Origin of the sequence: Streptomyces lydicamycinicus (assembly GCF_000829715.2) — a bacterium.
GTDB lineage: Bacteria > Actinomycetota > Actinomycetes > Streptomycetales > Streptomycetaceae > Streptomyces > Streptomyces lydicamycinicus.
Genome location: NZ_BBNO01000004.1, coordinates 847,568 through 869,375 on the forward strand (window position 1 = coordinate 847,568; position 21,808 = coordinate 869,375).

A 21,808-nucleotide genomic window follows, 5' to 3' on the forward strand; every position below is an offset into this window, starting at 1 on the left:
TTGGTACCCCAGAACTGTCAGCAAGGCCTGTTCAAGCGCCCAATGTGCGTCTTCTACGGGAGTATCCCCGAGAAGTGCGGACAATGCGGGAAATCCGCGTTGCAACTCCGCGACCAACTTCTCGGCGAGATCCGGGAGTTCATTTCTCACTACCCGGTTCCACTCGCCGCGGGGACGCGACCAGATGCGGTTCAGGAGATCACACATCGCTACCTCGATCCTGGCGGGGATGCGGCTGGTACAGGGGATTGGCGCCCCCCCGTGCGCCTGAGTCGGCATCATCCGGAGTCCCCCCGCGCGACCGCGATGCCAGTGCAGGAATTTGTCACAGCGCGATAAACCTTACGAAAGCCTGAACACGTTCGGAGATGCTTTTGCACATCCGGATTACGGCCCTGCGTATCCACCCGGTTACAGAATGTTTAGTGTTACCGGGGGTCACCCGAACAAAAGCCCCGGGCAAATTACGCCCCCGGGAGATTTCATAGAAATTCGCATCCCGCACCCGTGCCCCGACACCGGGAGGTCCGATGTCCGCACCGCGTTTGCAGAGCCGCCGCGCCGCACACCGTGCCCGGCCCTCACCTTCAGTACCCCGCCCCCGGCGCCCTCCGAACGAACCCGGCCCGCCGGACCGGCGGGCCCCCGGAGGCGGTTTCGCCGGAACTGCCGTACTCCGTCCGGCGCTTCCGGCCGCGCTGCTGCTCTTCCTCGCCGTCACCCTGCACTCCGGGGCGGCGGACACCCTCATGCGTTTCCTGGACTTCGGCGCCGGAGTCCTCGCGCTGGTCTCGCTGTCGGTCACCGTGCTGTGGGGCCTGGCCGCCACCGACCGCATGGTGCTGCACTCCGGGCACCGGCTGCTCGCCCAGGCCGTGCACCGCGGCACCGCGGTCGCCGGACTCGGCTTCCTCGGCCTGCACATCTGGGTGAAGATCGCCGAGGGCCACACCGGCGCCACGGCCGCCGCGGTGCCCTTCACCGACGGCGCCCGGCCCGGCCTCATCGGCCTCGGCACCCTCGCCGCCTACACGTTCATCGCCGTCGCGGTGACCGGCGCGGTACGCGGCGCCTTCACCGGCCTGTCCGGAGCCCGCTGGTGGCGGGCGCTGCACATGTGCGCCTACCTCGCCTGGGGCCTGGCCCTGGTGCACGGCCTCAAGTCCGGGCGCGCGGCGGCCGGCTGGGCCGTCGCCGGCTATGCCATCTGCCTCACGGCGGTGGCCGTACGACTCGCCCTGCGGCTGCGCGACGCACGCAGGAACACAGGAGAACTCCCATGACCGCCCCCGCCCCCACCCAACTGCTGCCGGCCCTCGCCGAGGCGGAGCCCGTACCGACGCTGGCGTCCTTCGGGCCGCCGCGGCTGCTGGCCGGCCTCGACGAGATACCCCGCATGGACCGGGTGGCCCACCTGTCCCGGCACGGCAGTCTCCCCCAGCTCACCCCTCAGGAGCTGGTGGCGCTGGCCGAGGACATCGATCTGCGCGGCCGCGGCGGCGCGGGCTTCCCCTTCGCCCGCAAGCTGACCGCCGTCATCGACGGGATGAAGCGCGCGGACGGCAAGGGCGCGGTGGTCGTCAACGGCAGCGAGGGCGAGCCCAGTTGCCTCAAGGACACCGCGATGCTGCTGCAGGCCCCGCATCTGGTGCTCGACGGCGCGCTGCTGGCCGCCGACGCGCTCGGCGCACAGGAGGTCGCCCTGGGGGTGACCCGTACGGATGTGCTGAGCTCCGTGCAGCGGGCCATCGACGAACGCGGCCCGGTCCGGCCGACGTTACGGGTCACCCTGCTCACCGAACGGTTCGTCACCGGCGAGGGCTCGGCCATGACGAACGGGCTGGGCGGCGGCCCCGGGCTGCCCTCCGGCCGCAAGATCCGCTCCAGCGAGCGCGGGCTGAACGGTGTGCCGACCCTGCTGTCGAACACCGAGACCTACGCCCAGCTCGCCGTGGCCGCCCGCCTCGGCGCGCTCGGCTACCGCACCGCGGGCCTGCCCACCGAGCCCGGCACCCTGCTGCTGACGGTCGCCGGCAGCCGGGTGGTGGAGGTCCCCTACGGCGTCTCGCTGGCCCGGGTCCTGGCGCTGTGCGGTATGGACCAGGGGCAGGGGGTGCTGATCGGCGGCTACCACGGCACGTTCATCTCCCCGGCCGACGCGCTGACCGCGAACCTGTCGAAGGAGTCGCTGGCCGAGTACAACGCGGTGCTCGGCGCCGGGGCGGTGCTGCCGATCCCGTACGACACCTGTCCGGCGGGCGAGACGGTCCGCGTCGCCCAGTGGATGGCCGCCGAGTCGGCCGGCCAGTGCGGCCCCTGTGTGCTCGGCCTGCCCGCGCTCGCCGACCAGCTCGACCGCGCCGTACGGGGCGGCGGGGAGGCCGCCCTGGAAGCCGTGCAGACCCGGATGCGGGCCGTGGAGAAACGCGGCGCCTGTAGCCACCCTGACGGCACCTCACGCTTCGTCGCCTCGGCCCTGCGGTCCTTCCCCGAGGAGTTCGAGCGGCATGCGAAGGGATTCGGCTGCGGCCGCCCGGTGACCGGTGCGCTGCCCGTCACCGGAAACCCGCCGCTGGCGGTCACCGCCCCCGCGCCCGCCCCGGCGCGGCCGGCCGCGCCGCCGCAGGAACGGCTGCTGATCGACTGGACGCTGTGCCGCGGCCACGGCCTGTGCGCCGATGTCGTGCCCGGCGTCGTGAAGCTCGGCGCGGACGGCTATCCGCAGTCCGCCAGCATGCCGCTGCCGGCCCGGATGCGGCGCCGCGCCCAGCTCGCGGTGCGCCGCTGCCCCGCGCTGGCGATGCGGGTACAGGGCGGCAACTGACGTACCGGGCGGGGCTTTTGCGCCCGAAGAAAATTCTTCGGCGCCGTTGAACGCCCGGCACCCCGGAGCCCGTATTCCCCGGGCGACGGCACCCCGCCGTCGCCCGGACCGGAACGGAACGGGCGACCGCACGGGCCACCCGGTCACCACCTCAGCAACGACGGAACCACCCACCGGCAGAGGAGACATCATGATCAATCGACGTCGTGCGGCGTTCGCGGCCGCGGCGGTCGCCACCCTGGCGCTGACCACCGCCTGCGGCAGCAGCGGCACCCAGAGCGCCCCCGGCACCACCAGCGCGGACAACGTCCAGCCCGCCGGCCAGGGCACCAGCGACTACGGCTACGGCTCCTCCGGCGGCTCGGGCGGCTCCGGCGGCCAGGCGGGCGGCACCGACACCGCCGCCGGCAAGGCCCCGAAGGCCGCGCCCGCCGGGAAGCTGGCCCTGCATCAGGACGCCAAGATCGGCACGGTCGTCGCCGACTCCAAGGGCATGACCCTCTACCGCTTCGACAAGGACACCCCCGACCCCGCCAAGTCCAACTGCAACGGGTCCTGCGCCACCACCTGGCCGCCGGTCCCCGCCGACGGCGCCACCGCCCCGGCCGGCATCGACAAGAGCAAGCTGGGCTCGGTCACCCGCGCCGACGGCGTCAAGCAGCTCACCATCGCCGGCTGGCCCGCCTACCGCTACATCAAGGACACCAAGGCCGGTGACACCAAGGGCCAGGGCGTCGGCGGCACCTGGAACGCGCTCGCTCCCGACGGCAAGAAGGCCGGCGCCCAGGAGCCCAGCGACGTCTCGGTGTTCAACCACCCCGACCTCGGCGGCATCCTCGTCGACGGCAAGGGCCGCACCCTCTACCGCTTCAACAAGGACAGCGCCTGGCCGATGAAGTTCGGCTGCAACGACGCCTGCCTGGACACCTGGAAGCCCGCCAAGCCCGCCGACCGCTCCAAGCTCAACGGCATCGCCCCCAAGCTCATCTCCACCGTCACCCGCCCCGACGGCACCCGCCAGCTGGCCGTCGACTGCTGGCCCGTCTACTGGTTCACCGGCGACGAGCAGCCCGGTGACATCAACGGCCAGGGCAAGATGGGCCTGTGGTTCGCGGTCTCCAAGGAGGGCAAGAAGGTCACGACGACGCCGGAGGGCTGAGCCGCCCGCCCCGCGACGGCACACCGTCGCGCGGGAACTCGTCGTCCAGCGCCAGCACCTCGGCGTCCGGCCTCTCGTCCGCGGCGCGCGGCCCCAGCCAGGTGACCGCGAGCGCCACCACCACATTCACGGCGAGCGAGACGATCCCCGCGTTCATCCCCCACACCGGGTCGTGTCCCCCGAAGACCAGGACACAGACCAGCGTGAAGCCCGCCACCAGGCCGCTCACCGCGGCGTGCAGCGTCAGCCGCCGCCACACCAGCCCCAGCAGCAGCATCGGCACGAGCTGCGCCATGCCCTCGTACGAAATCAGGGACAGCCGGACGAGGGTGTCGGGGGCGGTGTAGGTCAGCAGCAGCGCCAGCGCCCCGGCCACCACCACGACCAGCTGCGACCACAGCTTCTGCCGTCCGCCCGCCGCCCCTCCCCCGCCGTCCCCGGAAGCCGACCCGGCCGCCCCCTTGTTGAGACGGGGGATCGCGCCCAGCACACTCCTCCCCCACATCGTGCCGATGACCAGCATGAACACGGCCATCGGCACGATGGAGGAGAGGGCGGCGGCCACCCCGACCAGCCCCACGGCCCAGGCCGGAAGGGAGTCCACCACCATCTTGAACAGCGCGAGATCGGAGTCCGCACCCGTCAGACCGGGCACCACGAACAGCGCCGCCATCCCCAGCAGCATCGGCACGAACAACAGCACGTTGTAGAACGGGAGGTACAGGGCGTTGCGGCGCAGCGCCTCGGCGTTGCGGGCACCGAGATAGCCCGCCACGGTCGTCGGAAAGATCACCACGGTCAGGGAGTTGACGAGCGTGGTGGTGACGAACCAGACCTGGCCCAGACCCCCCGAGTCATGCCCGGGGAAGGTCAGCCACTGCGGCTTCTCGGCGACGAGCCGGTCCAGGAAGGGCCCGTAGCCGTCGAAGTAGTGCAGCGGCACATAGACCGCGAGGAAGCCGAGGGTGCCGATGACGAGAACGTCCTTGAGCACCGAGACCCAGGCGCTGCCGCGCAGCCCGCTGATCACCACGAAACCGGTGGTGACCGCGAAGCCGAGGAAATAGGCCCAGTCGATGCTGATGGCACCGTAGGAAATGGTGGAGACGACCACGCCCATGCCGGTGATCTGGAGCTGTATGTACGGCAGCAGACAGACCGTGGCGAGCAGGGCGACGGCGGCCCCGAGCCAGGGCGCGCGGTAGCGGTGCGCGATCATGTCGGTGATCCCGACCAGGCCGTGCCGGCGGGCGTAGGCCCACAGCATCGGCCCGACGACATACCCCAGCGCATAGCCGCAGGACATGTAGGCCAGTACATAGAGCACCGGGGCACCGGAGTTGTAGCCCCAGCCGGCCGCGCCGAGGTAGCTGAAGCTCGTATAGCTCTCGCCAGCCATCAGCACCCAGATGAAGACCGTACCCAGGCTCCGGCCGCCCACCGACCACTCCGAGAGCCCGGCGGGCCGCCCCTTCTCCGTGCCCTTGCGCCGCACCGCGAGCAGGCCGAGGACGACGGTGAGCACCATGAAGGCGCCGAAGATGCCGGTTGAGACCGCGGCGTTCATCGTGTCTCCTTCGTGGATATGCCCGGCTTCAGCGGGTTGAGGAAGGGAAGCTTCCGTGTGAGTGGGGCAGGGAAGGCCGATTCGCTGTCAGGGCGGATCGGCGTCCACCCGCAACGGTGGCGAGGCGGCCCACATGGGTCAGGAGCTCTCAACTGTCAGTCCCCCCGCGTAGGTTGCTGTTCATGGCGATGGAAGCGAAGGCGGCAGGTGGCGGGCATGCCCGGTTTGCCTACCGGCTTCGTGTGTCGTCCACGGCCTGCGCTGCACTGGAAGCGGAGTGGGACCGGTGCCGGTGGTTGTGGAATGAGTGCGTGGCCAAGTCCAAGCAGGTCGGCGCCTGGAACAAGACCCGTCCCGAAGGCGCGGAGAAGCAGACGTGCGGGCCAGTGCAGCTCGCTGCGATGCTGACCGAAGCCCGTGCCCGGATCCCGTGGCTGCGGGAGGGTGCGTGTGTCCCCCAGCAGCAGTTGATCCGAGACTTCGGCAGGTCCCGGGCGAAGGCGCTCAAGGACATCAGGGCCCGGTTGCCGATGCGGCAGCGGGCGGGGATGCCGAAGTACAAGAAGAAGCGCGAAGCGCTCCTCACCCTCGAATACACCAAGCGGGGTTTCCGTCTCAAGGATGGCCGTCTGCACCTCGCGGGCGGCGCCGTCGTAAGGGTGGTGTGGTCGCGGGACCTGCCCAAGCCGCCGTCCTCGGTGCGTGTGTACCGCGACAGTACCGGCGCCTGGTACGCCTCCTTCGTCGTCCCCACCGTGCCCGAGGATCTGCCCGCCACAGGACGTGTGATCGGGATCGACTGGGGCGTTACGGTCCTTGCCAAGTCCTCGATGGCCCGCAAGGCTGCCGACGCCGCGTTCGGCGCCACCAAGGCGGCGTTGGCCGAGATGGCCCGCAAGCACGGGCGGGCCGTGCATCTGGTGCACCCCGCGCACACCACGATGGACTGTGCGCAGTGCGGAGCGAGAACCAAGCACGCACTTCCTCTTTCCGAGAGAACCTATGCCTGCACCGCGTGCGGAGCCGTATCCCCCAGGGATAAGAACTCCGCCCGCGTGATGTCCCCCAGCTACCGCTGGGAGGTGCCCCCAGGTCCGGGCTGGTCTTCACCCCGGCTAGTGCTGATCGTGTAAGACCTGTCGGCCCGCAGGGCCGCAGGCGACGTGAGCCAGGAATCCCCCTTCGTCTACGAGCGGGAGGAGTCAAATCCGCCCCCGCGCACGGTCGCCGCGCCGGGCCAGCCACACCGCGAGCGGGGTGGCCAGCGTCGCCAGCAGCATCCAGAAGAACAGGAACGGCAGCCCGAGCACGGTCGGCGTCACCCGGTTCACCAGCGGCAGCACCACCAGGAACAGCGCATACGGCAGCAGCAGCCACCACAGCGCGGGACGCCTTCTCGAACCCGGGGGCCGGCCGCCGGAGGTCTGGTTTCGCACGACCCGAGAGCCTAGGGGACACCGGCCCGCGGTCACCTGGACTGTGTCGACCGCAACACGGCCCAGACCACCAGCCGGTAGGTGGACGTGTACTGCGGCGTACAGGTCGTCAGTGTCAGATAGGCGCCGGGCGCGGTGAAGCGGTAGGCGGGGTGCACGCTGCTGTACGGGACCGCGGCGAGGACCGTGCCGTCGCCGGGGGTGGTCCGCGGCAGGGTGCGCCGCACGGCATAGGTGTAGCGGGCCTCGGCGGTGTCGACGAGGACGGTGTCGCCCGGCCGAAGCCGGTCGAGGTGGCGGAACGGCTCGCCGTGGGTGTTGCGGTGCCCGGCCAGCGCGGCGTTGCCGGCCCGGCCGGGCTGCGCGCTGTGCGGATAGTGGCCGACATAGCCCCGGTTGAGGACCGCGGCCTTGCCGACGCCCTGGGCGATGGGGGCGGTGAGCCCGATCCGGGGAATGCGCAGCACGGCGTACGCCCGGTCCTCCGGCGGTGCCGGTGTGGGGCTCCCGGCACGGCCGGGCGGACCGGCCGGCGGGGCGCTCCGCACGGCCCGCGCGCCGCCCGTGCGGCCCTCTTCCGGGGCCGGGGCCGGGCCGGGGGCCGGCGGCCGGGCGTCCCACTGCCGCTCCAGCCGGCCCACCTGGTCCCGCGCCGCGTGCTGCGCCTGACGGTTGGTCCACCACAGCTGGTGGACGACGAGCAGCAGCAGGACCGCGCCGAGCGTCACCGCCAGCTCCGCCCCCGTCCACAGCGCCCGCGCGGCACGGGAGCGACGGGTGGGCCGCCCCTGCACGACTACCGGTATCCGCTCCCGCACGCGGGCACCGTAAGCCCTGCGGGCGCAGGTCTCCAGAGGCACGCACGGCCCGGCGGCCGGCGAGGGGGTCAGCCGCCGAAGGCGTGCGAGACGGCGTAGATGCACAGCCCGGCCAGCGCGCCGACGACGGTGCCGTTGATACGGATGAACTGGAGGTCGCGGCCGATGTGTGCCTCGATCTTCCGGGAGGTGTGCTCGGCGTCCCAGCCGGCGACGGTGTCCGTGATCAGGGAGGTGATCTCGCTCTGATAGGTCGTCACCACGTAGACGGCCGCGCCCTCCAGCCAGCCGTCCACTTTCTGCTGGAGCCGCTCCTCGTCGGCCAGCCGCCGGCCCAGGGACAGCAGCGCGGCCCGGACCCGCAGCCGGAGTTCGCTGCGCTCGTCCTCGGCGGCGGCGACGATCATCGCGCGGACCGAGCCCCAGGCCGAGGCGATCAGATCCTGCACCTCGCCGCGCCCCAGCACCTCGGACTTGAGCCGCTCGACCTTGGCCCGGGTCTGCGGGTCGGACTTCAGATCGTCCGCGAAGTCCCGCAGGAAACGGTCGATCGCACCGCGCGCCGGATGCTCGGGCATGTCCCGCATCTCGGTGACGAAGCGCAGCAGCTCCTTGTAGACCCGGTCGCCCACCTTGCGGTCGACGAACCGCGGGGTCCATCCCGGTGCGCCGCCGGAGACCGCGGTCATCACGGAGTCGGCGTGCAGGACCAGCCAGTCGTGGGCGCGGGCGACGACCAGATCCACCACCCGCCGGTGGCCGCCCTCCGCGACGACCTTGTCCAGCAAGGTGCCGACACCGGGCGCGATCTCCTGGGCGTGCGCCCGGCGGGTGATCGCCTCACCGACCACCGCCTGCACATCGGAGTCGCGCAGCACGGTCAGGGCGCCGCGCAGCGCGGTGGACAGCTCCTCGGTGACCCGGTCGGCGTTCCGGGGCTCGGCGAGCCAGCCGCCGAGCCGCCGGCCGATGCCGACGGAGCGCAGCCGGCGGCGGACGACCTCGGCGGAGAGGAAGTTCTCCCCGACGAAATCCCCCAGGCTCTGACCCAGTTGGTCCTTTTTGGTGGGAATGATCGCAGTGTGCGGAATGGGCAACCCCATCGGCCGTTTGAAGAGCGCGGTGACCGCGAACCAGTCGGCCAGCGCACCGACCATCCCGGCCTCCGCCGCTGCCGCGACAAACCCGGTCCAGCCGCCCGCCCCGGCGGATTCGGCCCATTTCGCCAGCGCGTAGACCACGGCGACGGCCAGCAGCAGGCCGGTGGCCAGCGTCTTCATCCGGCGCACCGCGCGCCGGCGCTCCTCGTCGGCGACACCGAGGACGAACCCGCCGGCCTGCCCGGGAGCCGCCGCGCCCGGCACCGGCACCCGTTCCGCCTGAGGCGCCGTGTCCGCTTCCGTCCGTTCCATCCGCTCCACCGTTCCCACCGTGCCCCGCACCGTCCCTACGGCCTATCCTGCTCCGCACGCCGGCCACCGTTCCGGTCGTAGTCCCACTGTGACCTACTCCTGGAACGAACCACGAGTTCCCCGCGTCCATGCCGTGGAGGCATCGAGCGGGGCGCCGGGCGGCGTCCCCGAGGTCCGTGGGATCATGAAGGACCGATCGGACCGCAACGGTGCCGCTGATCATCCGCTGCCCTTGCCCGCCCGGAGCGTGCTGCTCCGCTTTACCCAGGAGACCCCTCCCGCATGAAGAAAAGTGTGGGTTACTCCCTGCTCGCCGGTCTGGCAGCAGTGGTGGTACTGATCTCGACCGCGATATTCGTCGGCTTCGGCGGCGAGGACGGCGGTCCGGGCACCTCCCCGCACAAGCCACGCGACCCCGCGGCTCCCGCGGTCTCCGGACAGTGGGTCGGCACCTGGTCGGCGGCCGCCGCGGCCGCCGAGCCCGGCACCCTGAACGGCTACGCGGGCATGTCGATACGCAATGTCGTGCACACCAGCGTCGGCGGCTCCGGCGTCCGCATCCAGCTCTCCAACCTCTACGGCACCCGGCCGCTGGTGGTCAGCCACGCCTCGCTGGCGCTGGCCGCGGCCCCCAGCAACCCCACCGCCGCGAGCGGCACCATGCGGCGGCTGTCGTTCGGCGGCAAGCCCGCGGTGACCATCCCGGCGGGCGGCGCGGTCACCAGCGACCCGGCCCGGCTGAAGGTGCCCGGCGACGCGGACCTGCTGGTCACCACGTACTCGCCGTCCCCCTCGGGCCCCGCCACCTACCACCCGTACGCCCGGCAGACCTCCTACCTGGCGCGCGGCGACCGTGCCGAGGACGCCACCGGCGCCGCCTACACCGAGCAGAGCCCGTACTGGCGGTATCTGACGGGCGTGGACGTGTGGAGCACCCAGGCCCGCGGCTCGGTCGTCGCCATCGGCGACTCGATCACCGACGGCATCACCTCCACCGCCGGTGCCAACCACCGCTGGACGGACTTCCTCGCCGCCCGGCTGCGCACCGAGCCCGGCGCGCCCCGCTACGGCGTCCTCAACCAGGGCATCAGCGGCAACCGGCTGCTGGTCAACGGCAGCCGGTTCTCGCCCAACAACGGGCCCAGTGTGCTGTCCCGGCTGGAGCGCGACGCACTGTCGCGTACCGGAGTGAAGGCGGTGATCGTCGAGATCGGGCTGAACGACCTGTTCAAGACCCCGCGTCAGCTCGACCCGGAGAAGATCGTCGGCGGGATGCGGCAGATCGTCCGGGAGGCGCACGCCCGCGGTCTGCGCGTCACCGGCAGCACCCTGACGCCGTTCGGGGGACACCGCGGCTACTCCGCACAGCTGAATTCGGTCCGCGAACAGGTCAACCGCATCATCCGCTCCGGCACCGTCTACGACGAGGTCGTGGACTTCGACAAGGCGCTGCGGGACCCGGCGGCGCCGGGGCGGCTGCGCCCCGAGTACGACTCCGGTGACCACCTCCACCCGAGCGACGAGGGCTTCCGGGCGATGGCCTACGCCGTGAACCTCGCCCACCTCAAGCAGTCGGCCGCCGCCGCGCTGTAACACCAACGGAGCAGCCTGCCGCCCCGAATTCAGCCCGTGGGGCGGCGGGCCCGGGGCGAGCCGCCCGGGACGTGGTGGTCCGGCACGCCCCTCCGCGGCGGCGTCGTCCGGTGAGGGAGGAGACTGAGCGGCATGGCCATGGTGAAAGGCATCGATGTCCGCGGTATGCAGCACTGCGAGACGACGGCGCTGGGTGTGCTGCTGCGGCATGAGGGACTCGACCTGTCCGAACCCATGCTGTTCGGGCTCGGCTCCGGGCTGTCCTTCCTCTACTGGGACAGCAAGAGCATGGGCTTTCCCTTCCTGGGAGGCCGGGTCAAGCCGTTCGAGCTCACCAGGAACCTGGCCGCCGCACTCGGGCTCGATCTTCTGGTCAAGGAGACCACCTCCCCGCGCAAGGCGTGGCAGAACGTGGCGGCACCCCTCGACGCCGGTCGACCGGTCGGCCTTCAGCTCGACAGCTACCACCTGGACTACTTCAGCACCAAGGTGCACTTCGGCGGGCACGTCGTGGCCATGTACGGCTACGACGAACAGGACGCCTATCTGGTGGACACCGCCCCTCAGGGCGGAGCCGTCTCGACCGGCCTCGCCGGCCTGGCCAGGGCCAGGGCCGAGCGCGGCCCCATGACCGCCAAGCACCGTTCCTTCACCCTCACGGCGCCCGGCAGCCTGACGCCACCGCAGGACCGGATCATCCCCGCGATCAAGAGCTGCGCCGACGCCTTCCTGAACCCGCCCATCGCGAACCTGGGCCACCGGGGCATCGAGAAGACCGCCAAGCACCTGCCGAAGTGGCGGGAGCGCAGCGACAATCCGCGGGAGGACCTGGCACGGGCCGCCCTCCTCATGGAGAAGGCCGGCACCGGCGGCGCCCTGTTCCGCAATCTCTACCGGGACTTCCTCGCCGAATGCGCCCAGCTGATCGACAGCAGCCACCTGCGCACCGGCCACAGCCTGTATACCGAGGCCGCCACCCTCTGGACCCAGGTGGCCGCACTCATCGCGGCAGCAGGCGAATCCGGCGACGCGGAGAACCTCACGCGGGCCGGCTCCCTCCTCCACGAGCTCTCGCGCGTCGAACGCGAGGCGATGCAGGCACTGAGCATGCTCTAGGGGCCTGTCCGTGCCGGGCGTTGCGAGGCAGGCGAGACTTCGAGACGGACCTAGTCCAGCTCCTTGCGCCCGTCCTCCTTCAGGCGGCGCCGCTCCTCCTTCAGGCGGCGGCGCTCGGCCCTGGGCAGCTTGCGCTCGACGCTGACGCCGCCCATCAGCGCCAGGCCCTTGACGACGACCCGGGGCGCGCCGGGCTCGGCCGGTTCCCCGTCCTCCCGCGCGTCGAAGCCGCCCATGATGCCGAGCCCGCGGACGTCGACATGGACGCCCGGCGGCACCATGATCTGCACCCCGCCCATGAGCGCCCAGCAGGTGATCACGACCTCCGGGCCGGCGAAGTTCGCCTCGCGCAGGTCGATCTCCCCGCCGCCCATGACACCGACGGCCGTGAAACGCCGGCCGATCGTCCACCGGCCCTTGCGCTGGAAGCCGCCCATGATGCCGACGCCCACCGCGGAACCGTCCGTGCCGCTCACGATCCGCTCCGACCACCCCGCCGGCGCACCGCTCTCCTTGCGCAGCGACAGCGGCGCCGGGGCCGCCGCGGCCACCGGCAGATCGGCGGTGAGCGGCGCCAACTCCCCATAGGTGCGGGCCCGGTAGGCCGCGTCCAGCCGCTCGTCGAACTCCTCCATCGCCAGCCGCCCCTCCGCGAGGGCGTCCCGCAGGATCTCGGCGACCCGCTCACGGTCGGTGTCGGAAGCGCGCAATTCCGGGAGGTCTTCAGTCATACGGACACATTAGAGGGCGCCACGCGCATTGCCGCCGTCCTCCGCGCCATCCCGCCGTGTCCCACCGCCCGCGTACAGCTCGGCGATCAGGGTCTCGATGTCCGGCTCCCGCACCGAGAGATCCACCAGCGGATAGCGTGCGGCGACCGCCGCGACCAGCGGCGCCGCGCTCTGCGACGCCGGGAACGCCAGCCACTGCCGGGGCCCGTCCACCCGGACCGTACGGGCGCCCGGTACGCCCTCGATCGGCGGCAGTTCCCGCGCCAGGTCCACCACCAGCGTCCGCTCGCCGTCACCGGCCGCCCGCAGCCCGTCGAGACCGCCGTCGTACACCAGACGGCCGTGGTCGATGACCATCACCCGGCGGCACAACTGCTCGATGTCGGTGAGGTCATGGGTGGTCAGCAGGACCGTGGTGCCCCGCTCGGCGTTCACCTCGCGCAGGAACTCGCGCACCTTCGCCTTGCTGATCACATCGAGGCCGATGGTCGGCTCGTCCAGATACAGCACCTCGGGGTCGTGCAGCAGCGCCGCCGCGATATCGCCGCGCATCCGCTGCCCCAGCGACAACTGCCGTACGGGCACGGTCAGCAGCGGGCCCAGGTCCAGCAGGTCGACACAGCGCTCCAGGTTGGCGCGGTAGGTGCGGTCCGGGACCCGGTACATCCGCCGCACCAGCTCGTAGGAGTCCTTCAGCGGCAGGTCCCACCACAGCGTGGTGCGCTGCCCGAAGACCACCCCGATCCGGCGGGCGAGCCGGGTCCGCTCCCGCGCCGGGTCGATGCCGGCGATCCGCAGCCGGCCGCCGCTGGGGACGAGGATGCCCGTCAGCATCTTGATGGTGGTGGACTTCCCGGCGCCGTTCGGCCCGATGTAGCCGACCATCTCGCCGCGCGGCACCCGGAAGGAGATGCCGTCCACGGCCCGGACCTCCTGCCGCACCCGCCGCAGCCGGCCGGCCTTGCGCCGCACCGAGAAGACCTTCTCGACGCCGTCGACCTCGATCAGCTGCTCCGCAGCGGCAGCACCGCTCATCCCGCCCACTCCTTCGTCGTCCCGTTCACGCCCCGCCCCGTGAGGCGCCCTCAGCTGCCGGTGCTCCGGTACCCCCGCAGCCCCAGCCGCCACGCCAGCCCGGCCCCCGCACACATCAGCGACGCCACCACCGGCCCCAGGAAGTCCACCCAGCCCGGCAGCCCCAGCGGGTCGGGGTGGCCCAGCAGCCGCAGCGCGGGCAGCCAGTTCACAAAGGCCAGCGGGACGAGGTAGGTGACCCCGCGCACCAGTTCCTTGGCGAACACCGTCGGCGGGTACTGGAGCAGCGCGTTGCCGCCGTAGGTGAAGGAGTTCTGCACCTCGGCCGCGTCCTGCGCCCAGAACTGGAAGGCGGCCCCGGCGGTGAAGACCGCCGCGAAGATGGCCGTGCCGCACACCGCCATCATGGGCACCATCAGCACCCGCCCCACCGTCCAGTCCACCTCGATACGGGGCAGCGCCCAGCCGAGGACCAGCAGCGCCTGGGTGATCCGGCCCACCCGGCGCAGCGCGAAGCGGTCCGCCGCGATCTGCGCGAACACCGGTACGGGGCGCAGCAGCAGCGTGTCGAGGGTGCCGTCCCGGATCCGCCGGCCCAGCCCCTCGATGCTGCCCAGCAGCAGGTCCGCCAGGCCCAGCGCGATCCCGGACGTGCCGTACAGGAAGGCCACTTCGGGCAGCGTGAAGCCGCCGAGGGCCTCGATCTGCGAGAACATCAGCATGATCGCGACGAAGTCCAGCCCGTTGGCGGCGAAGCTGCCGACCGTCATCATCACGAACGAGGTCCGGTAGGCGAGGGTGGAGCGCACCCACATCCGGACGATCAGCCCGTACGCGGCCAGGCCCCGCACCGCCTCCGCCGTCCGCCCGCGCCCGTCCCGGCCCGGCACCGCCGTCCGCCCGTTAGCCACCGTGCACCACCACCTTGCGGGTCGCCGCCGACTGCACCAGCCGGCCCAGCGCCAGCAGCGCCCCCGCCCACCCGGCCTGGAACACCAGCCCCCGCACCAGCCCGTCGCCGCTGCGGACCCCCATCAGCACATCGGCCGGCACCTGAAGAATCGCCGCCCACGGCAGCAGCTGGACGACCTCCGCGGACCCGCCGGGGAAGACCCGCAGCGGCAGCACCATCCCCGTGAAGAACATGCAGGCCAGCCCACTGATCATGGCCAGCCCCGAGCCGTCGAGGAGCCAGAACGACGCCAGCGCGACGAGATACCGCAGCGCGAAACTCACCAGCACCCCGAACAGCACCGACAGCAGAAAACAGCCCCAGGTCAGCGCATCGCCGGGCAGCGCCAGCGGGAAGACCAGGGCGCCCACCGCCATCGGCGCCACCCCGCGGCCGAGCAGCTGGAGCCCGGCCCGGCCCAGATCCGCGGCCAGCCACCACAGCTGGAGATCCGCGGGCCGGTAGAGGTCCACCGCGATATCGCCGGTACGGATCCGCTCCTGGAGCTCGTCCAGCCCGCCGCCGCCCATCAGCGCCGCAGTGGCCAGCAGCGCCTGCGCGGTCCAGACGAAGGTCAGCGCCTGCGCCTGGTCGTAGCCGCCCAGATGCGGCCGTTCGTCCCACAGCGCGATGTACGTGTAGGCGACGATGAAGCCGAAGACCGTGTTGGTGAACACCCCCGCCACGGTGGCGATCCGATAGGTGGCGTACCGCCGGAAGCTGCCGGCCGCCACCGCCGCGTACACCACGCCGTGCTCCCCCCAGCCCCGTTCCCGTCGGACGCGCAAAGCACCGGAGCCTAAGTCGCGGGCACGGCGGGCACCATCGAATTATCACCGCTTCGGGTGAGCCGTGGGCGCCATTCGGCCGGTCAGGTGGCGGTCCGCGGTGCGCGCCACCTCCGTTGACCGGGACGCATGATGCGAGAGTTTCCCCGCGGGCGGCAGTTGCTCTCCCGGCGTACCGCGCGCCATCCCCCGACACGACACCGTCCGTCGCAGTACAACCTCCGGCGGCGGCCGAGGAGTCCATACCGACATGAGCGGACCACGCACGGGCTGGCGCCGTGCCATCCCCACCTGGCGCACGGTGCTGGGCACCGGGCTGCTGTTCCTGCTGCTCGTCGTCGGCGGGATGATCGCCGGCTATCTGCTCGTCGGCATCCCGCCGGCCAACAGCGCCGCCAAGGCCCAGAGCAACATCTACCTCTACTCCGACGGCTCCGAGCTGGCCCACGACGGTGAGGTCAACCGGCAGAACGTCACCCTCAGCCAGATCCCCAAGTCCGTCCAGCAGGCCGTACTCGCCGCCGAGGACCGCGACTTCTACTCCGAGTCCGCGGTCGACCCCGCCGCGATGATCCGGGCCGCCTGGAACACCCTGACCGGCAAGGGCAAACAGTCCGGCTCCACCATCACCCAGCAGTACGTGAAGAACTACTACCTCGGCCAGGAACAGACCCTCACCCGCAAGGCCAAGGAGTTCTTCATCGCCATCAAGCTGGACCGCGAGGTGAGCAAGGACAAGATCCTGGAGGGCTACCTCAACTCCAGCTACTACGGCCGCAACGCCTACGGCATCCAGGCCGCCGCCCGGTCCTACTACGGCCGCGACGCGGAGCAGCTGACCACCGCCCAGGGCGCCTATCTCGCGTCCCTCCTCAACGCCCCCAGCGCCTACGACCTCACCGCCCACCCCGAGAACCGGCCGCGGGTGCTGGCGCGTTGGCACTACGTGCTGGACGGCATGGTCAAGAAGAAGTGGCTCACCCGCACCGAGCGGGCCGCGCTGGAGTTCCCCGAGACCCGGCGCGCCAAAGCCTCCCCCGGGCTGTCCGGGCAGCGCGGCTACCTCGTCGAGGCCGTCAAGAACTACCTCTCCGACCACCACATCCTCGACGAGGACACCCTGCGCGGCGGCGGCTACCGCATCACCACGACCATCGGCAAGAAGCGCCAGAACGCCTTCGTCAAAGCGGTCAACACCCGGGTGATGGACCGGCTCGACGACTCCCGGAAGGTCGACCGCTACGTCCGGGCCGGCGGCGCCTCCATCGACCCCGCGAGCGGCCGGGTGGTGGCCCTCTACGGCGGTATCGACTACGCCAAGCAGTACGTCAACGGCGCCACCCGGCGGGACTACCAGGTCGGCTCCACCTTCAAGCCGATCGTCTTCGCCTCCGCCGTAGCGCACGGCTCCACCACCCAGGACGGCACCCGGATCACCCCGAACACCGTCTACGACGGCACCAACAAGCGGATGACGGTCAGTCACGGACGCCCCACCGGCTTCGCGCCCGCCAACGAGGACGACCGCTCCTACGGCCCGATCACCGTCACCGAGGCCACCGACAAATCCGTCAACGCCGTCTACGCCCAGATGGGTATCGACGTCGGCCCGGCCAAGGTCAAGGCCACCGCCGTCGACCTGGGCATCCCCGCCCGTACCCCCAGCCTCGCCTCCTCCCAGGGCGCCGTCTCGCTCGGCACCGCCACCCCCAGCGTCCTGGACATGGCCCAGGTCTACGCCACCTTCGCCCACCACGGCAGCCACCGGCCGTACACCCTGGTCGACAAGGTCACCAAGAGCGAGGAGGAGATCGAACTGCCCGAGCGCGAGGAGACCAGGGCCGTCCCCAGGCCGGCCGCCGACACCACCACCGCGATCCTGCGCGGCGTCGTCGACGGCGGCACCGGCACCGCCGCCCAGGGCGCCGGGCGGCCCGCGGCCGGCAAGACCGGCACCGCCGAGGAGGACAAGGCGGCCTGGTTCGCGGGCTACACCCCCGAACTCGCCACCGTCGTCGCGGTGCTGGGCCAGAACCCGGAGAGCGCCGCACAGGAGCCCCTGTACGGCGCGGGCGGCCTGTCACGGGTCAACGGCGGTGACTACCCCGCCCAGATCTGGGCCGACTACACCGCGGCCGCACTGGAAGGCCGCCCGGTCCGCGACTTCGACCTCCAGCTGGAGGCGGGCGCGGAGCCGTCCTCGCCCGAGCCCTCCAGCAGCGATTCACTGTCGCCCAGCGCCTCGGGCAGCCCGTCCACCGACCCGACGGACTCGCCCACCACCCCCGTGCCGCCCACCGTCGGCCCCACCCGGCCCACGGTCACTCCCCCCACCCCGACCGCCCCCACCGAGCCCGAGCCGACCACACCCCCGACCGATGACTTCCCCACGGTCCAGCCCCAGAGCGATGTCCTGGAGCGGCAGATGGGGTGGGGGTGGGGCGGATAGCGGCGCGGCACCGGCCGGGCGTCAGTGCCCCGACGTCGCCTTGAGCCCGACCACCGCGACCAGCAGCAGACAGATGAAGCAGATCCGGGCCGCGGTGGCCGGCTCGCCGAGCACCATCATGCCGACGACCGCCGCCCCGGCCGCCCCGATGCCGACCCACACGCCGTAGGCGGTGCCGATCGGCAGGGTCCGGGCGGCGTACGAGAGCAGCAGCATGCTGGCGACGATGCCCGCGCCGGTGAACACACTGGGCCACAGCCGGGTGAAGCCGTCGGTGAATTTCATCCCGACCGACCAGCCGACCTCCAGCAGACCGGCGACGAGCAGCAGGATCCAGGCCATGACGGCACCTCCGCGAAAGAGCTTCAACAGGGGTGCGTCGTCTTGTCCTGACCCGGTACGGCGCGTCTCGTCGGGTGGGTTCCGAGGCTAGCAAAGGGCAGCGAAACGGGCGGTGACCCCGGTCACCGCCCGCAAGAACCCCCTGGCCGGAGGCGGACCTGCTACAGATACAGCCCGGTCGAGTCCTCCGCGCCCTCCAGCCGCTCCGCGGCCACCGCATGCAGATCGCGCTCCCGCATCAGCACATACGCCACTCCGCGCACCTCGACCTCGGCCCGGTCCTCCGGGTCGTACAGCACCCGGTCCCCGACCTCCACGGTCCGCACGTTCTGCCCGACCGCGACCACCTCGGCCCAGGCCAGGCGGCGGCCGACCGCCGCGGTCGCGGGAATGACGATGCCCCCGGTCGAGCGGCGCTCGCCCTCGGGGATGTCCGTCCGGACCAGCACACGGTCGTGCAGCATCCGGATCGGCAGCTTGTCGTGGGTGTCCTTGGTGTTATTCGGGCTCACGGCACGACCGTACCTGCCCGGCGCCGCCCGGCACGCACCGCGGGCCGCCCCGGGCCCGCCCGCGGCGGCCTATCGGCCCGGCCCTAGCAACGCCGCCTGGCACGCAGCGTCAGCAGGCCCACCACGGCCACGCCGACCAACGCCACCGGAATGATCCGCTCCAGCCGCGGCGCACCGTCCTCCGACACCAGCTGCGCCCGCACATCCGTCACCGCGCGGTTGGCGGCCACATAGGCCCGCCCGGCCGTACGGTCCACGGCGGCCGCCGCCCTGGCCTTCGCATCATCCATGATCGTCTTCGGGTGCAGCCGCACACCGATCTCGTCGAGCGTGACGGCGAGCTCCTGCCGCCTGCGGACGATGTCCGCCTCGATCTGCGCCGGGGTCCTGGCTTCCGCCACCGCGCTGCCTCCGTCGTCTCGCGCCGATGCGTACGGGGCCGGACTCGTGGTCCCGTACGGAACCGGCCACACCACTGACTGCCGATTCGTCATGGACAGTCTGTCAGCTCGGCCCCCCACACGCCCCACAGCACCCCCGTTTCGCGGCGCCGGGACGCCCCCGGCACCATGCCGTGCCCCGGCTGGCTAATGTCGGGGCGTACGGACCCACGCGAAGGAGAACCATGAGCGCGCGACTTCAGCCCGGCGACACCGCACCGGCCTTCACCCTGCCCGACGCGGACGGCAAGCAGGTCTCGCTCGCCGACCACAAGGGCCGCAAGGTCATCGTCTACTTCTACCCGGCCGCCCTGACCCCCGGCTGCACCAAGCAGGCCTGCGACTTCACCGACAACCTCGACTTCCTCACCGGCCACGGCTACGACGTCATCGGCATCTCCCCCGACAAGCCGGAGAAGCTCGCCAAGTTCCGCGAGAAGGAAGAGCTCAAGGTCACCCTCCTCGGCGACCCCGACAAGACGGTCCTGGAGTCCTACGGCGCCTTCGGCGAGAAGAAGCTCTACGGCAAGACCGTCACCGGCGTCATCCGCTCCACCGTCATCCTCGACGAGGACGGCAAGGTCGAGCGCGCCCTCTACAACGTCAAGGCCACCGGCCACGTCGCGAAGATCATCAAGGACCTGGGGCTGTAACCGCGAGATCGGGCTCCGCCCGGTCCGGAAGTTCCAGCACCGCAGGCGCCCCGCGTCAGGGTGGCCCGGGGCAGAAGCCGTTGTCGGTTTCGGCGAGTGACATACCGATTCCCGGCGCTGTCGCCGTGTGATCCGGAAGTTCCAGCACTGCTTCGGCGCCGCCGTCCGCGGCGGCGCCGAAGTCCAGGCGCGCGCCCAGCACCTCCGCCTGGCCGGCCGCGATCGTCAGCCCCAGACCGTGCCCGGTGCCCCGCTCCGGCGCGGCCGTACGGAACCGCCGCGGCCCCTCGGCACACAACTCCGCCGGATACCCCGGACCGTGATCGCGCACCACGATCCGCGCACCGGCCACCACCACCTCGATCGGCGGCTTGCCGTGCTTGGCCGCGTTCGCCAGCAGATTCACCAGCACCCGCTCCACGCGGCGCCGGTCCGTCTCCACGATCCGCGGCTCCCCCTCCACGGACACCGACACCTCGTCGGCCTCGTCGACCCCTCGCTGCCGCGCCGCCCGCTGCACGATCCCGCGCACCAGCGACGGCAGCTCACAGGCGTCCAGATCGGCCCGCTCCACGCCCGCGTCCAGCCGGGACACCTCCAGCAGATCCTCCACCAGCCGCCGCATCGCCTGCGCCCGGTCCCGCACCAGCTCCACCGCCCGCGGCTGCGGCAACAACTCCGCGGCCGCCACCAGACCGGCCACCGGCGTCCGCAGCTCATGCGCCACATCCGCGGTGAACTCCCGCTCCGCCTCCACCCGCGCCGCCAGCGACGTCGCCATGTGATGCACGCTACGGCCCAACTCGGCCACCTCGTCCCGGCCGTTGCTCGCCAGCGCGTCCGCGTCCGGCGCCGCCCCCGCCGCGATCCGCCGGGCCGCCGCCGCACTCAGCCGCAGCCGCCGCGACAGCCGCTGCGCCACGAACCACGACACCCCCGCCATCAGCGTGACCGTGCCGCACCCCGCGATCAGCAGCGCCCGGTCCAGCGCCATCTGCGCCGGATCGTCATCCGGATACGCCGCCGACACCGACAGCGACCGCGCCGGCCTGCTCCCCTCGCCGCCGCCGACCCCGGTCGCCGCCCACACCCGCGGATCCCCACCGCCGCTGACATACGTCCCCGACTGGTTCCGGAACACCGCCTCCCGCAACGGCCGCGGCAGGTCCTCGTCGTTCAGCTGCGCCCCCAGCGCCAGCGTGCCGTCCCGCTCGAAGATCTGCAGCGCCGAACTCAGCCGGTCGTCCTGATACGCCCGCGCCGACCGCTCCCGCTCCGCGTCCGCTATGTGGTGCACGGCAAACCCGAGCACCACCACGGCCAGCGCGGTCATACAGGAAATGGCCAGCGCGATCCGGCCTCGAATGCCCATCACGCGAGGGTGTACATCTCCGTCGTGTCACCGAGCGGCGTGGACCCCTCGTACGTCACCTCCAGGCCGGTGAAGGCCAACTCCCCGCCGACCCGCTCCGGGTCCCGCAGACGGAAGGTGGCCGGGAACCCGGCATCCGCGCCCGCCCCGGCGTCCGACTTCTCCACCTGCACCACGCCCACCCCCAAGGCCTCCCGCGCACCGTAGTACTTCCACGTGATCGCGGTCGCCACCATCTCCGCATCCTCGCAGGTCAGCGTGATCACATGCGGTTTGGTCACCGGCCTGCCGCGCCCGCAGTCCCGGACCCCCGGCAGCCCCCCGGACGAGGTGCCGGCGTCCTTCACGTCCTGCACCGCCGACGTCTTCGGCGCGGCATCCACCGCCGACGCACGGTCCGACGCCTGCCCGAGCCACACCCCGCCGGCCGCCAGCGCGGTCACCGCGACAAAGGCCGCCAGCGCGGTACGCCCCCGACTCCAGCGGGCCCGTTCGCGGTCCGTCATCACGCTCTCCTCCCGGGGACGACACCCCGTACCCCCCACAGCAAACACGAATGCCGCGTCCTGCGCTGCCACTCTCCCGTCCCCGCCACACAGGCTGATTGCC

Annotated in this window: 21 protein-coding genes and 1 riboswitch; of the genes, 8 read left to right on the forward strand and 13 right to left on the reverse strand. The window is 71.8% G+C overall.

What is annotated here, in order from left to right:
• The first annotated feature begins 530 nt into the window (after positions 1-530).
• The 3 genes from TU31_RS16870 to TU31_RS16880 all read left to right on the forward strand — a co-directional run bounded on the left by TU31_RS16870 (position 531) and on the right by TU31_RS16880 (position 3,983).
• Positions 531-1,283 carry a hypothetical protein gene (locus tag TU31_RS16870; RefSeq protein WP_052718967.1) on the forward strand — a complete coding sequence of 251 codons (753 nt, stop codon included), beginning with the start codon at positions 531-533 and terminating at the stop codon, positions 1,281-1,283.
• Entirely contained in the window at positions 1,280-2,824 is a 1,545-nt protein-coding gene (locus TU31_RS16875; protein WP_042155110.1) for an NADH-quinone oxidoreductase subunit NuoF family protein, read from the forward strand. Before TU31_RS16870 ends, TU31_RS16875 begins: the two co-directional genes overlap by 4 nt.
• A 190-nt stretch (positions 2,825-3,014) precedes the next feature.
• Positions 3,015-3,983 carry an SCO0930 family lipoprotein gene (locus TU31_RS16880; protein WP_042155113.1) on the forward strand — a complete coding sequence of 323 codons (969 nt, stop codon included), beginning with the start codon at positions 3,015-3,017 and terminating at the stop codon, positions 3,981-3,983.
• Here TU31_RS16880 and TU31_RS16885 read toward each other — a convergent pair.
• On the reverse strand, positions 3,961-5,550 hold the full coding sequence (locus tag TU31_RS16885) for a sodium:solute symporter family protein (protein ID WP_042155114.1): 1,590 nt from the start codon (positions 5,548-5,550) through the stop codon (positions 3,961-3,963). The two genes, TU31_RS16880 and TU31_RS16885, sit on opposite strands and share 23 nt — an antisense overlap.
• 182 nt (positions 5,551-5,732) lie before the next feature.
• Between TU31_RS16885 and TU31_RS38045 the strand changes: the two genes are divergently transcribed.
• Positions 5,733-6,683: an RNA-guided endonuclease InsQ/TnpB family protein gene (locus TU31_RS38045; protein ID WP_042155572.1), complete on the forward strand. Its 951-nt coding sequence runs from the start codon at positions 5,733-5,735 to the stop codon at positions 6,681-6,683.
• 69 nt (positions 6,684-6,752) lie between these two features.
• Here the strand turns inward: TU31_RS38045 and TU31_RS16895 are convergent, their stop codons facing one another.
• The 3 genes from TU31_RS16895 to TU31_RS16905 form a co-directional block, all read right to left on the reverse strand.
• Positions 6,753-6,986, reverse strand: a complete 234-nt coding sequence (locus TU31_RS16895; protein WP_042155116.1) for a DUF3311 domain-containing protein — start codon at positions 6,984-6,986, stop codon at positions 6,753-6,755.
• Between the two features lie 32 nt (positions 6,987-7,018).
• Complete coding sequence (locus TU31_RS16900) at positions 7,019-7,804, reverse strand: class E sortase (protein WP_275451830.1); 786 nt, start codon at positions 7,802-7,804, stop codon at positions 7,019-7,021.
• 68 nt (positions 7,805-7,872) lie between these two features.
• Positions 7,873-9,216, reverse strand: coding sequence for a DUF445 domain-containing protein (locus TU31_RS16905; RefSeq protein WP_042155574.1), 1,344 nt, complete (start codon positions 9,214-9,216; stop codon positions 7,873-7,875).
• A gap of 282 nt (positions 9,217-9,498) precedes the next feature.
• On the opposite strand from TU31_RS16905, the gene TU31_RS16910 reads away from it, so the two are divergent.
• On the forward strand, positions 9,499-10,809 hold the full coding sequence (locus TU31_RS16910) for an SGNH/GDSL hydrolase family protein (protein ID WP_042155119.1): 1,311 nt from the start codon (positions 9,499-9,501) through the stop codon (positions 10,807-10,809).
• Positions 10,810-10,941: 132 nt separating this feature from the next.
• Positions 10,942-11,925 carry a BtrH N-terminal domain-containing protein gene (locus TU31_RS16915; protein WP_042155121.1) on the forward strand — a complete coding sequence of 328 codons (984 nt, stop codon included), beginning with the start codon at positions 10,942-10,944 and terminating at the stop codon, positions 11,923-11,925.
• A gap of 50 nt (positions 11,926-11,975) precedes the next feature.
• Here the strand turns inward: TU31_RS16915 and TU31_RS16920 are convergent, their stop codons facing one another.
• The 4 genes from TU31_RS16920 to TU31_RS16935 all read right to left on the reverse strand — a co-directional run bounded on the left by TU31_RS16920 (position 11,976) and on the right by TU31_RS16935 (position 15,392).
• Positions 11,976-12,656, reverse strand: coding sequence for a DUF1707 SHOCT-like domain-containing protein (locus tag TU31_RS16920; protein WP_042155123.1), 681 nt, complete (start codon positions 12,654-12,656; stop codon positions 11,976-11,978).
• Between the two features lie 9 nt (positions 12,657-12,665).
• Positions 12,666-13,691 (reverse strand): ABC transporter ATP-binding protein, encoded by a 1,026-nt coding sequence (locus TU31_RS16925; protein WP_042155125.1) that lies wholly within the window; start codon positions 13,689-13,691, stop codon positions 12,666-12,668.
• Between the two features lie 50 nt (positions 13,692-13,741).
• Positions 13,742-14,506, reverse strand: a complete 765-nt coding sequence (locus TU31_RS16930; protein ID WP_107070709.1) for an ABC transporter permease — start codon at positions 14,504-14,506, stop codon at positions 13,742-13,744.
• 88 nt (positions 14,507-14,594) lie between these two features.
• Complete coding sequence (locus TU31_RS16935; protein ID WP_042155130.1) at positions 14,595-15,392, reverse strand: ABC transporter permease; 798 nt, start codon at positions 15,390-15,392, stop codon at positions 14,595-14,597.
• Positions 15,393-15,681: 289 nt separating this feature from the next.
• Here TU31_RS16935 and TU31_RS16940 point away from each other — a divergent pair, with 289 nt between their 5' ends.
• Positions 15,682-17,880 (forward strand): transglycosylase domain-containing protein, encoded by a 2,199-nt coding sequence (locus TU31_RS16940; protein ID WP_042155132.1) that lies wholly within the window; start codon positions 15,682-15,684, stop codon positions 17,878-17,880.
• Between the two features lie 21 nt (positions 17,881-17,901).
• On the opposite strand, the gene TU31_RS16945 is transcribed toward TU31_RS16940, so the two are convergent.
• The 3 genes from TU31_RS16945 to TU31_RS16955 form a co-directional block, all read right to left on the reverse strand.
• Positions 17,902-18,222: a DMT family transporter gene (locus tag TU31_RS16945; RefSeq protein WP_042155134.1), complete on the reverse strand. Its 321-nt coding sequence runs from the start codon at positions 18,220-18,222 to the stop codon at positions 17,902-17,904.
• 31 nt (positions 18,223-18,253) lie between these two features.
• A riboswitch (guanidine-III (ykkC-III) riboswitch) is annotated at positions 18,254-18,310 on the reverse strand.
• Between the two features lie 73 nt (positions 18,311-18,383).
• Positions 18,384-18,686, reverse strand: coding sequence for a GroES family chaperonin (locus TU31_RS16950; RefSeq protein WP_042155576.1), 303 nt, complete (start codon positions 18,684-18,686; stop codon positions 18,384-18,386).
• A gap of 131 nt (positions 18,687-18,817) precedes the next feature.
• Positions 18,818-19,135: a DUF3618 domain-containing protein gene (locus TU31_RS16955; protein ID WP_042155136.1), complete on the reverse strand. Its 318-nt coding sequence runs from the start codon at positions 19,133-19,135 to the stop codon at positions 18,818-18,820.
• Positions 19,136-19,359: 224 nt separating this feature from the next.
• Between TU31_RS16955 and bcp the strand changes: the two genes are divergently transcribed.
• Positions 19,360-19,827, forward strand: a complete 468-nt coding sequence (gene bcp, locus TU31_RS16960; protein ID WP_042155138.1) for a thioredoxin-dependent thiol peroxidase — start codon at positions 19,360-19,362, stop codon at positions 19,825-19,827.
• A 55-nt stretch (positions 19,828-19,882) separates the two neighbouring features.
• Here bcp and TU31_RS16965 read toward each other — a convergent pair whose 3' ends face one another.
• Positions 19,883-21,199, reverse strand: a complete 1,317-nt coding sequence (locus TU31_RS16965; protein ID WP_042155140.1) for a sensor histidine kinase — start codon at positions 21,197-21,199, stop codon at positions 19,883-19,885.
• Complete coding sequence (locus TU31_RS16970) at positions 21,199-21,705, reverse strand: hypothetical protein (RefSeq protein WP_042155143.1); 507 nt, start codon at positions 21,703-21,705, stop codon at positions 21,199-21,201. The genes TU31_RS16965 and TU31_RS16970 overlap by 1 nt, the downstream gene beginning before the upstream one ends.
• Positions 21,706-21,808 lie beyond the last annotated feature (103 nt).